Annotated in this window: 10 protein-coding genes; 4 read left to right on the forward strand and 6 right to left on the reverse strand. The window is 44.2% G+C overall.

Translation table 11 applies throughout. From position 1 onward, the window contains the following. Positions 1 to 184: 184 nt before the first annotated feature. A complete protein-coding gene (locus tag FTU87_RS04870; protein ID WP_005095591.1) occupies positions 185 to 424 on the forward strand; it encodes a DUF2171 domain-containing protein in 240 nt (79 codons plus the stop codon). A 440-nt stretch (positions 425 to 864) separates the two neighbouring features. On the opposite strand, the gene FTU87_RS04875 is transcribed toward FTU87_RS04870, so the two are convergent. The 4 genes from FTU87_RS04875 to FTU87_RS04890 form a co-directional block, all read right to left on the reverse strand. After that, positions 865 to 1,005, reverse strand: coding sequence for a hypothetical protein (locus FTU87_RS04875; protein ID WP_157799602.1), 141 nt, complete (start codon positions 1,003 to 1,005; stop codon positions 865 to 867). A gap of 227 nt (positions 1,006 to 1,232) precedes the next feature. Then, a complete protein-coding gene (gene pta / locus FTU87_RS04880) occupies positions 1,233 to 3,371 on the reverse strand; it encodes a phosphate acetyltransferase (protein WP_180001556.1) in 2,139 nt (712 codons plus the stop codon). Between the two features lie 54 nt (positions 3,372 to 3,425). Continuing rightward, a complete protein-coding gene (locus FTU87_RS04885; RefSeq protein ID WP_005172750.1) occupies positions 3,426 to 4,646 on the reverse strand; it encodes an acetate/propionate family kinase in 1,221 nt (406 codons plus the stop codon). A gap of 449 nt (positions 4,647 to 5,095) precedes the next feature. Continuing rightward, positions 5,096 to 6,361: a glutamate-5-semialdehyde dehydrogenase gene (locus FTU87_RS04890; RefSeq protein WP_034609142.1), complete on the reverse strand. Its 1,266-nt coding sequence runs from the start codon at positions 6,359 to 6,361 to the stop codon at positions 5,096 to 5,098. A gap of 322 nt (positions 6,362 to 6,683) precedes the next feature. On the opposite strand from FTU87_RS04890, the gene FTU87_RS04895 reads away from it, so the two are divergent. Then, positions 6,684 to 8,021, forward strand: a complete 1,338-nt coding sequence (locus FTU87_RS04895) for an alpha/beta fold hydrolase (RefSeq protein ID WP_005172747.1) — start codon at positions 6,684 to 6,686, stop codon at positions 8,019 to 8,021. Between the two features lie 24 nt (positions 8,022 to 8,045). On the opposite strand, the gene FTU87_RS04900 is transcribed toward FTU87_RS04895, so the two are convergent. Both FTU87_RS04900 and nagZ read right to left on the reverse strand, forming a co-directional pair. Beyond that, the gene (locus FTU87_RS04900; protein ID WP_005172745.1) at positions 8,046 to 8,912 is read right to left on the reverse strand and encodes a class I SAM-dependent methyltransferase; all 867 of its coding nucleotides are present in this window, start codon (positions 8,910 to 8,912) and stop codon (positions 8,046 to 8,048) included. A 120-nt stretch (positions 8,913 to 9,032) separates the two neighbouring features. Beyond that, a complete protein-coding gene (gene nagZ / locus FTU87_RS04905) occupies positions 9,033 to 10,055 on the reverse strand; it encodes a beta-N-acetylhexosaminidase (RefSeq protein ID WP_005172743.1) in 1,023 nt (340 codons plus the stop codon). Between the two features lie 199 nt (positions 10,056 to 10,254). On the opposite strand from nagZ, the gene FTU87_RS04910 reads away from it, so the two are divergent. Both FTU87_RS04910 and FTU87_RS04915 read left to right on the forward strand, forming a co-directional pair. Further along, positions 10,255 to 12,441 (forward strand): carboxy terminal-processing peptidase, encoded by a 2,187-nt coding sequence (locus FTU87_RS04910; RefSeq protein WP_100329248.1) that lies wholly within the window; start codon positions 10,255 to 10,257, stop codon positions 12,439 to 12,441. A 447-nt stretch (positions 12,442 to 12,888) separates the two neighbouring features. After that, positions 12,889 to 14,739: a bifunctional diguanylate cyclase/phosphodiesterase gene (locus FTU87_RS04915; RefSeq protein WP_180096753.1), complete on the forward strand. Its 1,851-nt coding sequence runs from the start codon at positions 12,889 to 12,891 to the stop codon at positions 14,737 to 14,739. Positions 14,740 to 14,811 lie beyond the last annotated feature (72 nt).

Consider the following 14,811-nt stretch of genomic DNA (forward strand, 5'->3'; position numbering starts at 1 on the left):
AAATCCAGTTATAAAAATATTTGAAAACTCAAATTTAAAAAGCATCTCTCCTATAGCTTACTCAAGCCATGTTGACCATTTACATTTTTAACCCAGAAAAACTCAAAGCCTGAAAACCCTTACACATGTGGCATTTTTTATTGCTTAGACTGTTTCTCTCAACTTCTAGAAACAGGCAAGTAGAATGAACAATTTTAATGCAAGTGATATTAAAGAACATGCTTCAGTCATTGCTTCATGTGGTACTCAAGTCGGGAAGGTAGACCATTTAGAAGGTCAGGATTCAATTAAATTAACAAGAAGTGATGATGAAAATAATGAGCATCATCTGATTCCCTTGAGTTGGGTAAGCGAAATCAAAGACGATAGCGTAGTGCTCAATAAAACAGCAGAAGATGTGCGTAAAGAGTGGACCACCTTATAAAAAATTAAAGTCAGTGGACTGAAAAGCAGGGCTGTCTCAGCTTAATTTTTTATGTCACAGACTTTATTAGTAATCGTTGAAAATGCCAGTTCGAAAGACTGGCATTTATTATGCGTAGTTGATTCTTTTTTATTTGGTTTTGCATTCTGCCAGAAATGGATTTTGAGCCTGTATAATGATTTTATCTGAAAATTTCCCTTCATATTCAAAACCATTTTGTATGATTTTTAGCGTTTGAAAACCATATTTTTCCTAGGCACGACTTCCACCTAAATTATGTCCAAAGACTATCAAGCCTAAACTTTTGAGTTGTAATGGCTTAAAGAAAAACTCTTTGACCAACTTGAGCGCTTCACTGCCATAGCCTTGAGCTGTCCAAGTGATCGTTGAGATGGCAATACAAAATTCGGCATGTTGAGCACAAGATTGATTTCTAGAATTCAAAGTTTACCGATCATTTCATCATGATGGTTTAAACAAATCGCAAAGTCATAACGGGTTGGATCAGCCAAACAGCGCTGAATATGTGCCTGCATATCTTCAAGTGTAAAATGCCATTTCAAGCCGGTCATATAACGCATTTCATCGATTTGCGTGAGCGCTAAAAATGTGAGCAGATTTTCAACTTTCAGTAAGTGTAAGTAGATGCGATTCCATTTAAGATCAGTGCTGATTTGATGCTCTTTGAGAGCATTTTTTATTTTTAGAAACGTAATCGACAGATTATAGAATGTCCGACTTTAGAACAAAAATGATTAAAAAAACCACCCCATCTTGCGAGAGGGTGGTGAGTGCGGAGCTATTAAATTTATTGAGCCTGCTGTTCTGTCTGAATCGCGGTTAAGGCGATGGTAAATACAATATCATCGACCAAAGCACCACGAGACAGGTCATTCACCGGTTTGTTCAAGCCTTGCAGCATTGGCCCAACACTGACTACATTGGCAGCACGTTGCACAGCTTTATAAGTCGTATTACCCGTATTTAAATCCGGGAAAATAAAGACATTGGCACGTCCGGCCACTTGTGAATCTGGTGCTTTTTGACGGCCAACACTTTCAACCGAGGCAGCATCATATTGTAATGGCCCATCAATTAGCAGGTCAGGACGACGTTCTTTGGCGATTCGTGTTGCTTCAGCCACTTTCTCGACATCGGCACCCATACCTGAAGTTCCGGTAGAGTAAGAAATCATTGCAATCCGCGGGTCAATGCCAAAGGCTTTGGCAGAATCTGCCGATTGAATCGCAATCTCGGCCAGCTGCTCTGCATCTGGATCAGGATTAATCGCACAGTCGCCATAAACATAGACTTCATCTGGCAGCAACATAAAGAACACAGAAGAAACCAGTGAATAATCGGGTGCAGTCTTGATCAGCTGAAAGGCAGGACGTACGGTATTGGCCGTGGTATGTACCGCGCCAGAGACCAGACCATCAACCTGATCCAGCGCCAGCATCATGGTGCCGAGCACCACAGTGTCTTGCAACTGTTCACGCGCTTGCAGTTCGTTGAGTTTGCCTTTACGTAGCTCGACCATCTTGTCGATATAGTTGTCACGAATCAGATCCGGATCCAGAATTTCCAGATCTTCAGGCAATTCGATACCACGAGCTTTTGCCACTTCTAAAACAGATTCGGGATTGGCCAATAAAATACATTGTGCAATGCCACGCGACTGACAGATTGCTGCAGCTTGTATCGTACGTGGTTCATCACCTTCAGGTAATACAATACGTTTTTTGGCCGCAATCGATTTTTGTACCAGTTCATGCCGGAAGGCTGAAGGCGATAGACGTGGCTTATAAGAACCATTCAACATCTGACCGAGCCATTCCGGATTGATGTGACTCGAAACAAAGCGCGTGACCTGATCTGCACGTTCCGTATCATCTACTGGAATTTCATTGCTGAGATTTGTCAGTTTTTGTGCGGTTTCAAAGGTGCTAAGCGGTGTATGTAAAATTGGTAAACCTTGTTTGATGGCGGTCTGGCAAAATTCCAATACGTGATCATTTGGCTGATGATGTTCAGTTAGCACCAAGCCAGCCAAAGGAATACCATTGCTGCTGGCCAGACTGCTTGCCAATAACACATCAATCCGGTCAGATGCACTGATGATCAATTCACCTGCTACAAACTTATGCAATTCATGTTCAATATTGGCCGAAATCAGGCTGCTGTGCTGGACACGGCGCTGTTTCGCTTCGCCTTCATTAATCCAGTAGGCCTGAATATGTGCCGCCAGATCAGATATACGCGGCACACTTAAAGTTTTACTGAAAGGCACCAGTCCAATTACAGGTAACTTTTCTGAACCAATATGTGGATGGGTTTGCTGGATGGCACGAATAAATTGTGTGGTTTCTTCTGCAAGACGTAAATCCGGATCAAGCGTTACAGGAATCTGTGCAGATTCTTCAGGCAGACCTTTGGTTCGCATCAACAGGATGCCAGACAGGCGGGTTGAACTGGCGCCACCAAAGTTGCGAATCTGGTTTTCAACTTTATCGGCAGTCTGACCTGGCTGCTGGATATTGGCATTGCTGACCACAATCACTTTGGCATCCAAAGCCTGCGCCAGCGAGGCATTCAGATCATCGGCAAAACTGTCCTGAGCATTTGGCAATAGACCTTCGACAATAATCAGGTCATGCTGTCTGGCAATTTGACGATGCAGACGTACCGCTTCTTCCAGCAGTTCATCCTGTTCACCCAGATTAATCTGCTGCAAGACTTTGCTATAACGGATTGGTTCAACAGTTTCACTTTGAGAAATATGACGATACAAAGCCGTAGTACGGTCTTCGACTTCATTCAATTCCTGAGCAAAAGGTTTGAGAAAGCCAGCTTTAACCCCTTGGCATTCCAGTGCATAAATCAGGCCTAAACATGCAGAAGTTAAGCCTACGCCTTCCCCAGTGGGAACCAATAGAATCGTTTTCATAAGTTACGTCAGTCACACAATAATAAAAATCAGTTAAAAAGTGGCCCTGCTTGCTTATGCAAGCGCTACCTCAGCTTCAGACTTTTTTGCGTTTTTTTGCTCCACTTCAAGTTCTACAACGCTATGTACTTCTTGAGCGATACGACCTTCTTCGTCTGTTGGCACTACCCAGATTTGTGGACCTGTACCTGAATCGATACGGCCTTCAGTGCCACGTTTCAGGTCATTATTGGCACTTTTATCCAGGTTGAAGCCGAAGTGGGGCAGATAAGTCATGGTTTTTTCACGGATATAGGCAGAATTTTCGCCAATACCGCCAGTGAAGAACAAGCCATCAATACGTGGCAGACCACAGCTCAGTGCTGCCAGAGATTTGGCTAGACGGTAGCAGAATACTTCAATCGCCAATGCAGCATCTTCATTGCCTTGTTCCGATGCTTCAATCAGGGTACGCATGTCATTCGACAAATCAGACAGACCTAACAGACCGCTCTGGCTATTCAGCATCTTGTCAATTTTATAGATATCCCAACCCAGATTTTTTGCCAGGAAGCTGTGCAGGCTTGGGTCGACATCGCCACTGCGGGTGCCCATGACAATACCTTCAAGCGGGGTTAAGCCCATTGACGTATCTACACTTTTCCCATTCCACACGGCACAGGTCGAGCTGCCATTACCGAGATGTGCTGTTAACCAGCCGCCTTGTTTCAGGCTACCTGCCAGTTCAGAACCACGGTCTGAAACATAAGCATGGCTGGTGCCGTGGAAACCATAACGACGCACACCATGGGCTGTATATAAGAATTTTGGCAGGGCATAGCGATATGCATGTGCTGGCATGCTTTGATGGAATGCGGTATCAAATACTGCTATTTGCGGTAAGTCTGGGAACAAGCGTTTGGTGGCTTCAATGCCAATCAGATGTGCCGGATTGTGTAAGGGCGCAAGCGGCGTTGCTTCACGAATCTTTTCAATAATTTCATCATTGATCAATTCTGCTTTGGTCAGGCTGCCACCATGTACCACACGGTGACCAATCGCATCTGGGCGATAGTTAGCCAGACGCTCCAAACCAACTTCAAGGGCTTTTTTATGGTCGGCAAAAGGAATATGGATATCGACCGGTTCGTTACCGACAGTCACGCCTTTGATACGAGCATTCTCTGTGCCTAAATTCTCAGCTAAACCATGAATACGGAAGTTCTGTTCCTCAAGAAGTAATGCAAACTTGATTGAAGAAGAGCCACAATTAATAACTAATACTGATTTAGACACGATTGATTACCCGATTTTTAATTAAAATTCTCGTCCATTGACTTGATCCAGTGATCAGCAAAAAAGCACTAAGCTGAATCAATATTGATGTTTTAACATTTGTTTTTTTTCTGTCCTAGATAGACTTTAGCAGATTAGACTTAAGCATTATCGACCAGACTGACAATAATAACTAAAATTTATCAGTTCATAGTTTTCATTTATAAATAAAATGATGCTGAAAATATAATCAATAAAGCTGCCAAATTCTATTTTCAATGTCGTACTGGAACAGATTGCTTTCAGTTTAGTGCCTAAAACAGCAAATATGACTTATACATACAATTCTATACAGAGATTCATCAATAAAATGACCCAAAGGTTCTGATCCATTTCGGTTTTAATTTTTATATCCATAAAAAATCAGCCTTGCGAACAAAGCTGATTTTTAAAGTGATCATCTGAAATAGTTATTGGCGAATCTGACCATCACCAAATACGATCCATTTTTGTGAGGTCAGGCCTTCAAGACCAACCGGACCACGGGCATGAATTTTATCGGTTGAAATTCCGATTTCCGCGCCTAAGCCATATTCAAAACCATCAGCAAAGCGGGTCGAGGCATTGATCATCACCGAACTCGAATCGACACCGGCCAAAAATTCACGTGCCAGACTGTAATTTTCAGTAATGATCGAATCGGTATGATGTGAGCCATACTGATTAATATGTTCAATCGCTTCTTCTATGCCAGAAACCACTTTGATGGCCAGAATTGGGCCCAGATATTCGGTATACCAGTCTTCTTCAGTGGCCGCAATCACTGCATCAGCAAGAATGCGCTGGGTTTCTTTGCAACCACGGAGCTCTACTTTTTTCTCCTGATAAAGTTCTGCGATGCGGGGCAAGAACTCTTCAGCGACTTTTTCATCGACTAGCAAAGTTTCCATGGCATTACATACGCCATAGCGATGGGTTTTGGCATTTAAAGCAATGGGTAAGGCTTTTAACAGATCCGCCTGTGCTTCCACATAGATATGGCAATTACCATCCAAATGTTTGATCACCGGGACACGAGCTTCTTCAGTAATGCGCTCGATCAGGCTCTTGCCGCCACGAGGTACAATCACATCGACATATTCGGTCATGGTAATGAGCTGGCCGACTGCAGCACGATCAACGGTATTGATCACTTGTACTGCTGATTCTGGCAGGCCGGAAATTTTCAGCGCATGTTGAATTGCCGCGGCAATCGCCTGATTGGATTCCAGTGCTTCTGAACCGCCACGTAAAATAATCGCATTGCCTGATTTCAGCGCCAGTGAAGCCGCTTCCAGGGTCACGTTGGGACGTGATTCATAAATCATGCCGACCACACCCAAAGGTACACGCATCTTGCCCAGTTGAATGCCAGATGGGCGATAAGCCATATCGCTAATTTCACCAATCGGATCTTTCAGGCCAATCACATCTTTCAGGCCTTCTAACATACCTTTAAAGCGTGCGGGGTTGAGTTCTAAGCGATCAAGCAGGGCACTGTCCAGATTGTTATTATGCGCTTTGGTCATATCTTTCTGGTTGGCAGCCAAAATAGCCGGCTGGCTATTTTCCAAAGCCGTATAAATAGCCGATAGTGCGTTGTTTTTGGTTTGGGTGGACGCACGAGCCAAAATGCGAGAAGCCTGGCGTGCCTGCTGTCCTACTGTTTGCATATATTGTTCAATAGACTCTTGCATAGCGCTTTGATCACTTAGAAATTTCACTTCGATATTAACAGTCTGCTGCCGGACAATGAAGCCCATCTGTTAAAAATCATCCGTTTTCGCGGACTTCTAAACATTTTGAAATTGTTTTCTGTTTAAAAGCAGATAAGTGGTCGCTGAAGCGGTTGCTTGTGAAAAGCCGCTCTGTATAGAATGAAATAAGCGACATTGAAGTCATATATAATTATTAAAGAGCAGGATGCGTGTTCAGGCTCATCGGAATGTGTCTGAAGCATAAGATCTGTTAATCATGACTTTCACAATAAAAATAAGGCAAGGACGGAGGAAAAGGAAAATGAATTCCATTATCCACATGGATGCCCATGTATTGGATTCGCAAAGCCATTATGGTTTTTTTGATCTTTATGATAAGCACAGTTTTAAGCAGCCAGCACGAAGCACCTGGATGGATGGCTGGAAAATCGAATATATGGCGATTGCCCGTCCGGATACCTTGCATCTCAGGCCGATGGTGATCATTGGGGGCGCCTTCCAGAATTTTAATTCCTATAAATATTGTGTCGAACAGCTCTTCGCTGCCGGCCCGATCATTCTGATTGACTTGCCTTCGATGGGAGCCAACCAGCAGATCAGCAATGTGGATACTGGTCTGTCGGCTGGAACTCTGGAGCTTGAAGACCTTGCTGCCATGCTGGGGCAATGGCTGGAGCAGATGCAACTTCCTCAAGTTTCAATTTTAGGCATGTCCTTAGGCTCAGTAGTCGCCTCCTGTCTGGCAGACCAGCGCCCTGAACTGGTGGATCGGATGATCCTGATGGGCGTAATGCAGAAAACCCGCAAAAGCTGGCGCATGCTATTGGAAGAATCCTTGCATCTGATGAAAGAACAGCGCATGGATGAATTTGGTCAGGCGGTCATTTTATATCTGGTCAATCATGCCCGTCTCAAAGAAACCCGCATGTCACCAACAGCAAAGCGCTTATTCTTCAAGCAGATGTCAGAATTCACGGTGACCGAACAAGAGCGTTATGATATTAACTGCAACCGTCTATTGCGTCTGACCCACGTGCCGATTCCACAGTGCAAGGTTCTGGTGGCCTGTGGTCAATATGACAGTTTTACCTTGCCACATGAGAATGCCAATTTTGCCCTGCAATGTCCAAATATGCAGTATGTACAAATTGCCGGTGCTGACCATGTGCCTCAGTTGCAGCGCAGGAAAGAAACTATGCATCTGTTTGCCACCTTCTTGCGTGATGAAGCAGTCGAGCAGTTGCCGGGAATTATTCCGTTTAGCCGTGAACAGATGCAGCAGATTGAACGGCGCGGTGAAGAACGGATTTGTGTGCAACAGCCACAACGTTATTTGAGTCATCGTCATTCGGATCTGCTGTTGAATGTAGAAATTATCGACATGAATTTCTTTGGAGTATTGCTGGAGTTGGACGCAGGACAGACAGAGTGTGCCGCAGCTTATCCGCGTGATCTGGCCTTGCATCTGGAAGATGAAAACGGCGAGTTCAAGATCGAATGTCTGATCTTTGAACAGGATGAGACTCAAGTGCGAGCCCTGTTTAAACATGGCAGTTTTGAAGTGGCAGAACGTTTATTGGCTTTTGTGCAACAACAGAAAATCCTTCAGCAAGAAGACGCTTTCGATGCAGTGATTTAATCGGGGCTTAATAAAAAAACAGCGTCATTTAACGCTGTTTTTTTTCACTGCATGAATCATCCAGACCAGATCACCGAGATGTTCATCCTGCTCCGGTGTCAGATTTTGCTGACGAGGCTCGGCAAAATAACGTTGCGGTTGTTGTACCTCAACCTGATTGAAACCGGCATCTTGAAAAAAGTGCTGTAATTCTTGGGGGGTTTTAAAATGAAAGGTAAATGCACTGCGTGACATGAATTTAAGCAGACGGCTACAGCTCCAAATAAAATTCGCCAATTTATTTTTGACGGGTTCCGGGTAAATGTCGCTAAGGTAATGCAAGGCTGGAAAATGTCGTGCATTCTCTGCAATACCTTGCAACAGAATACGCAACATGCGTTGATCAAAGTAATTAATCAGCCCCTCATTAATTACCACCAAAGGTTGGTCGGGATCAAACATCTGAAAGATACAGTCCAACTCTTCACTAAAAATATCTGCAGTGAGCACTTCGGGAGCCTGCTGATCAATCTGCTGCAAGGCTTGGGTCTTGATTCTGGCCATGTCGGGAAGATCCAGTTCGCGATAATCAATCTCGGGAAATTTTTGCCTGAAATTCCAGCTACGTGGAGACAAACCGCAGGCAATTTCAAGAATCTGAAGTTGTGGATGTTGCTCGATCAACTGACACAGATGTTCATCAATCATCTGATGACGCTGCTTGAGTGTGGTACGCATACTGCCACCCACAGAGCGTTCTGCCCATACTTCGAGTGGATGTAGCAGTGTGGCCAGAAACTTGCCTTTAGTCGTGGCAAAGACCGGATGTGAGATTCCCATTTGATACCAGATATAGCCGGTATAATGTGCTGTAAAAGAAATATGGCGATGCTGCGAAAGTGATTTTGGCATAGGGTTCTGACCTTATTGTTATTTTAGTTGGGTGCTACAGAAGTAACGCCTTTTAACATCATAATAAAAAAGGAACACTTTGTCGTGTTCCTTTATCATCTTGATTGGATTTAAAAAGTTTCAGCTAGTCTGCTGCTTGAATACCAGTATTTCATCACGAATCTTGCGCCATTCATCACCCAGATCCAGTTCAGTGCCAATTTGAATCGCTGGAATTTGACCGCGCATACGTTCTAAACGTTCCTGATTTGGCAACGGCAGGTCGGCAATGCCTTCCAGTGCAATACATTGTGCTGCACGATCATTACAGACCAGCCCCATATCACACCCGGCTTTCAGTGCGGCCTGAATTCGGGCATCGGCACCGCCTGCCACACAGGCGGCCTGCATGCTTAAATCATCCGAGAACAGAACGCCGTCAAAACCGAGTTGCTGACGCAAAACTTTCTGAATCCAGAATTCCGAGAATCCGGCCGGATTGGGATCTACCTGACTATAAATCACATGCGCTGGCATTAAAGCATCGAGTTGCGGCTGTAACTGGATAAAGGTCTGCATGTCTTTTTGCTGAATGTCTTCATAGCTGCGCATATCAATGGCTGCGGCAACATGTGAATCCGCTTTGACTGAACCATGACCCGGGAAATGTTTACCGGTTGAGGCCATGCCGGCACGTTTCATCCCTTTTAAAAATGCGCTGGCCAGTGGAATAATATCTGAAATATTTCTGGCAAAGCTTCGGTCACCAATCACATCACTGATGTCGTTTAAATCCAGCACCGGCGCAAAACTGAAATCAATCCCGACAGCCAGTACTTCAATCGCCATCAGCCAGCCGCATTTTTCGGCCAAATCTAAAGCACGCTGCGAATCATGAGCATACAGTTCGCCAAATTTCCCCATCGCAGGGAGCAGGGTAAAGCCCTGTCTTAAGCGCTGCACACGTCCACCTTCCTGATCGACTGCAATCAAAATATCAGGACGAATCTGGCGCATGTGATCGGTTAAGGCACGGACTTGAGCCGCAGATTCGATGTTACGTCCAAATAAAATGACTCCACCGACTTGCGGCGCACCGAATAGTTCAATATCTTCTTGAGTCAGGGTTGTGCCTGCGATGTCGAGCATCAATGCGCCAATCATATGCGGAATCCGTTTTAGAATTTTTCCGGGAAACAATACCTGATTTCTGCAATGATTTGCTACACTTTGTCAGCACAGAATATGATAAAACTACACGACATAAACATATTAAGTTGTTTAAGATGCTGAATACTTTAAATTCTGGTCGAAAAGCAACACAGTCACATTGGTCTCTAGGCCAAGGAAGTACGAATTATTTATGAAATTTCAAACGATAGCTTGCGCCGTTGCGATTGCGACAGGTGGCTTCTTTTTTACCCATGTCGTGAATGATGCGATTGCAGCCAATAGTGCAGAAGTGGTCAGCAAAGCCATTCAGCCATCTCAGGAACAGGCATTGGTATCACGTCAACTGGCGACGCTGGTGGACCGTCAGCACTATTTGAATATGCGTCTGGATGCCCAGACTTCGCAGCGTATTTTCGATTTCTATATCGATAGTCTGGATCCGGAACATAGCTTATTTCTGGCACCAGAAGTTGAAAATTACAAGAAACGTTATGGGGCCAATTTCGGTGCTCACCTGAAAGCTGGCAATTTGTCGGGTTCTTATGAAATCCATGCGCAATATCGTCAGCGCCTGACTCAGTTCTATACTTATATGCTGGATGAGCTGAAAAAACCACAGAACCTGAATCAGCCAAATGTCTATATCGAAACGGATCGTGAAAAAGCACCATTCTTTAAAACTGAGGCTGAACAGCGCGCGCACTGGTCAAAAATGCTGGTGTCCCAGCTGATCAATCTAACCATCAGTAAAGAAGAAGAACAGGCCAAACAGAAAGCACTGAAGGCCAATCCAGAACTGGCCAATGGACAAGACCTTACCGGTCCTGAAGATCTGACGCCTGCACAAACCTTGACCAAGCGTTATACCCGTCAGCTGGAACGTGTCAGCCGGATCAAGAGTGATGATGTGCTCGACAAGACCTTGAATGCGATGATGCTGACCTATGATCCGCATAGTAATTATTTCCCGCCTGTAGATGCGATGGAGCTGAATCGTCAGACCACTTTGCAGCTCGAAGGGGTTGGGGTCTCGATTCGTCCTGAACGTGGCAATGAAGATTACACCAAGATTGAAACCATTGTCGAAGGTGGTCCTGCGAGTAAATCCGGTCAGGTGAAATCGGGTGATCGTATCATTGGTGTAGCCCAGGATGGCGAACAGATGGTCGATGTGATTGGCTGGCCAAGCAATGAAATTGTCGGTCTGATTCGCGGCAAGCGTGGCACTAAAGTCACTCTACGTTTACTCGGTGCAGGCGCGACCATGGGGCAGGCACGTAACGTGACCATTACCCGTGATGTGATTCAGGAAGAAGATGCCGGTGTGCGTACGCGTGTCGTCGACATTCAGCGCGATGGCAAGAAATATCAATATGGTGTGATTGAAATCCCGTCGTTCTACCTGAACTATCGTGCACGTCGTGCCGGTACAGATTATCGTTCAGTCTCTGAAGATACCAATAAGGCTTTAAAAGAACTGGCGGCCAAAAATGTTGCCGGGATTATTGTCGATTTGCGTAATAACCCGGGTGGCTCACTAGAAGAAGTGGCACGTATGTTGGGGCAGGTGATTAAATCTGGCCCAGTGGTGCAGATTCGTGATGGTAATGGCAATGTTAGCGTCTTTGAAGATGATGATGGCGGTGCACAAACCTATGCGGGTCCTTTGGCAGTAATGATCAATCTGGCCTCTGCCTCGGCCAGCGAAATTTACTCCGCAGCGATTCAGGATTATGAACGTGGGATTGTGATCGGCAGTACCACCACTGGTAAGGGTACGGCGCAGGTGCAACTGGATAGCTTGGCCCATGGTCAGGCGACACTGACACAGCGTAAATTCTACCGGGTGACTGGTGGTAGTACCCAGAATAAAGGGGTTGTGCCAGACATTAAACTGGTCGATATTTATAATGAAGAGTTTGGTGAGCGTAAGGCTAAAAATGCCTTGCAGTGGGATACCATTCCAACCGCACCGTTTAAACGTGAAGGTGCAGTACAGAAATATGTACCTGAATTGGCTAAACTTTCTCAGCAACGGGTCGTGCTGGATTCTCAGTTCAAGTATCTGGAACAGCGTAAGGCGGTGATGAAAAAAGCCGAGGAAGAAAAGCGTCAGGTACTGGACTTGCAACAGCGTAAAGCAGAGTTGATTGCCATGGAGCAAAAAACGCTGGAGGCAGAAAATACCCGCCGTATGGCTACAGGTCTTAAACCTTATCCGAACTGGGAAACTTATCAGGCTTCAATGGATGCACTGATTGAAACCCGTGCCAAAATGAAAGCCAAAGAGCGTCCGGCGCTTCCTGAAGAAGAAGCCTTTGTGATCGAAGCTGCACATGTGTTGCTGGATTATGCCAAGTTACAGGCCAAACAGTAACTTTTAAGCATGTCCATTTAAGTATCTAAGGATCTAAAAAAATAGCCTGTTTCGACAGGCTATTTTTTTATGATATCCGGCTATTTAAAAATCAGAATAAATTTTTCACATGAATTGCTAGCTGTCTAAATAAAAAGAAAAAAATTGTGACGGTGGTTGAATAAATAAACTGGAAAAATAGATTTAAACATTTGCTAAAATTTTCAAGACTCATAAGATAGAAGTCATATTTTATGCTGATGTTCATCATGATTTCAGAATCTGTTCTCGACCCTGAATTAAAAAAATATAAATTCTAATTTTATTTAAAACCAGAGGCTTTGCACAGCGACACATGTGCATTGCTTGTCAACTTTACGATTCTGACGGCTTTAAACTTGACCAGGTGGAAATAGAAATACACGTGAGGGGAATAATAACAATGATGACCAATACGGAACATTTTATATGATCCCTATTCAGCATGATATCAGTCTGGTCATCGGATCAACTCTCTTTGCTTTCGTCGCTGGCTATTTTTTGATGCCGATTCAAAAAATATGGTGGCGTGAGTCGCGAAGAAAATTTGCAACACTCATGCTATTTGCAACGGCCGCATTACTGGGGCTATTGATCTGGTCGATCCATTTCATTGGGATGACAGCAATTCATTTAAGTCATGTCTATCATTTTGATTTCAGCTGGATGTTGCTCTCTTATTTAAGTGTCTTTACGGCTTCTATTTTTACCCTCTGGTTAATGATCCAAAGCATCTGGTCATTTTCCCGAGTGGCTCTCGTGATCGTGGTGATGAGTCTCGGGGTCTCAGCCATGCACTATACAAGTAGTCTTAGGGCCAACTTTGAGAGAACAGAGATTACGCCAATCACAGAATCTTCACATGCGACTTATGATCTGTTGTTCGCGGTTGTGTTAATCAGTGCTCTGTTACTGATTGCCATGATTCGTCTGGTTCTCTCAGAATTGCGTCTGGCATCTCTGAATCGCCAACTGCGATGGGCCAATAAAGAGCTCGAAAATCAAAATATCCAGGATAATCTCACCAAATTACCCAACCGTTTATACCTGGCTGAATACGCAGATATCTTGTTTTCCAAGCAACAACATCAGCAGGAAATTGCCTTTTTATATATTGATCTGGATCGTTTTAAGGCGGTGAATGATGTGTTTGGTCATCAGGTCGGAGACCAGTTGCTGATTCAACTGACTGCGCGTATTCATCAGTTATGGGGTGACCGTTCCAAGCTGCTTAGAATTGGTGGTGATGAGTTCCTGATGGTGCTGGAAAATACGTCCGTCAGCAAAGCTTCAGAAATGTCAGAGCAGATTCTAAATCTGATTCAGGACAGCTTCCTGATTGATGGCAAAACCATTAATATTTCGGGCAGTATCGGAATCGCGATGTATCCGGAGCATGGCAAGAATCTGCAAGATTTACTGGTGAATGCCGATGCAGCAATGCTCAGTTCTAAATATCAGGGCCGCAATACCTATTCAGTCTTTAATTTTTCTTCTGATCAGCATGAATCCAAGAGCCAGAGCAAGCTGATTAATGATCTGTATAAAGCAGTTGAAGATCAGCAATTTGTACTGTTTTATCAGCCTAAATTTACCAGTGAACGAAAAATTTGTGGGGTAGAAGCCCTGATTCGCTGGCAGCATCCATTACATGGGTTACTGGGTCCCAATATGTTTATTCATGGCGCTGAGAAAACTGGGCTTATTATTCAGATGGGCTATTGGGCACTGGAGCAGGCTTGCAAACAGATCCAACTCTGGGAAAAAAATAATACCGACTTTTTCCCGATTGCCGTGAATTTGTCTGCGGTGCAGTTTGAGCATAAGCATCTATTAGCTAATCTGCAAAACCTGTTTAAACGCTATAAGATCAATCCGCAGCACTTGATGATCGAGATTACTGAATCGACCGCCATGCATTATATCGATGCCAGTATTCGTACCCTTGAACAATTACGTAATATCGGTATCCAGCTGGCGATTGATGATTTTGGAACCGGACATTCCAGCTTCTTATATCTAAAAAATCTGCCCGTGGATGAACTGAAAATTGATAAAGAGTTTATTCAGGATCTTAGCGTCGGCTCTAAAGAAGAAATGATTCTGGAAAGCATTATTCGGCTGGCGATTAAACTGGGTTTAAAAGTGACGGCTGAAGGCGTAGAAACCACGCTGCAAGCAGATATTTTGACTCGACTCGGTTGTCAGCAATTACAAGGTTATTTGCTGGCAAAGCCGATGCCAGTCGAGTCATTGGCAACACAGGATTTTCTGTCTTAATTTGAATTTTTATACGCTACTAATGCGGTATTAAATAGTACATTGAACCTATATTTAGTATTATTCAGCAGG

This window comes from Acinetobacter sp. YH12156, assembly GCF_013418235.1.
Classification (GTDB): Bacteria; Pseudomonadota; Gammaproteobacteria; order Pseudomonadales; family Moraxellaceae; genus Acinetobacter; species Acinetobacter pseudolwoffii.

Excerpts from the sequence above, each read along its gene's own strand:
- FTU87_RS04895 (WP_005172747.1), top strand. The coding sequence starts at position 6,684 with ATGAATTCCATTATCCACATGGATGCCCATGTATTGGATTCGCAAAGC.
- FTU87_RS04890 (WP_034609142.1), bottom strand. The coding sequence starts at position 6,361 with ATGCAAGAGTCTATTGAACAATATATGCAAACAGTAGGACAGCAGGCA.
- FTU87_RS04870 (WP_005095591.1), top strand. The coding sequence starts at position 185 with ATGAACAATTTTAATGCAAGTGATATTAAAGAACATGCTTCAGTCATT.
- pta (WP_180001556.1), bottom strand. The coding sequence starts at position 3,371 with ATGAAAACGATTCTATTGGTTCCCACTGGGGAAGGCGTAGGCTTAACT.
- FTU87_RS04915 (WP_180096753.1), top strand. The coding sequence starts at position 12,889 with ATGATCCCTATTCAGCATGATATCAGTCTGGTCATCGGATCAACTCTC.
- FTU87_RS04875 (WP_157799602.1), bottom strand. The coding sequence starts at position 1,005 with ATGCGTTATATGACCGGCTTGAAATGGCATTTTACACTTGAAGATATG.
- FTU87_RS04910 (WP_100329248.1), top strand. The coding sequence starts at position 10,255 with ATGAAATTTCAAACGATAGCTTGCGCCGTTGCGATTGCGACAGGTGGC.
- FTU87_RS04900 (WP_005172745.1), bottom strand. The coding sequence starts at position 8,912 with ATGCCAAAATCACTTTCGCAGCATCGCCATATTTCTTTTACAGCACAT.
- nagZ (WP_005172743.1), bottom strand. The coding sequence starts at position 10,055 with ATGATTGGCGCATTGATGCTCGACATCGCAGGCACAACCCTGACTCAA.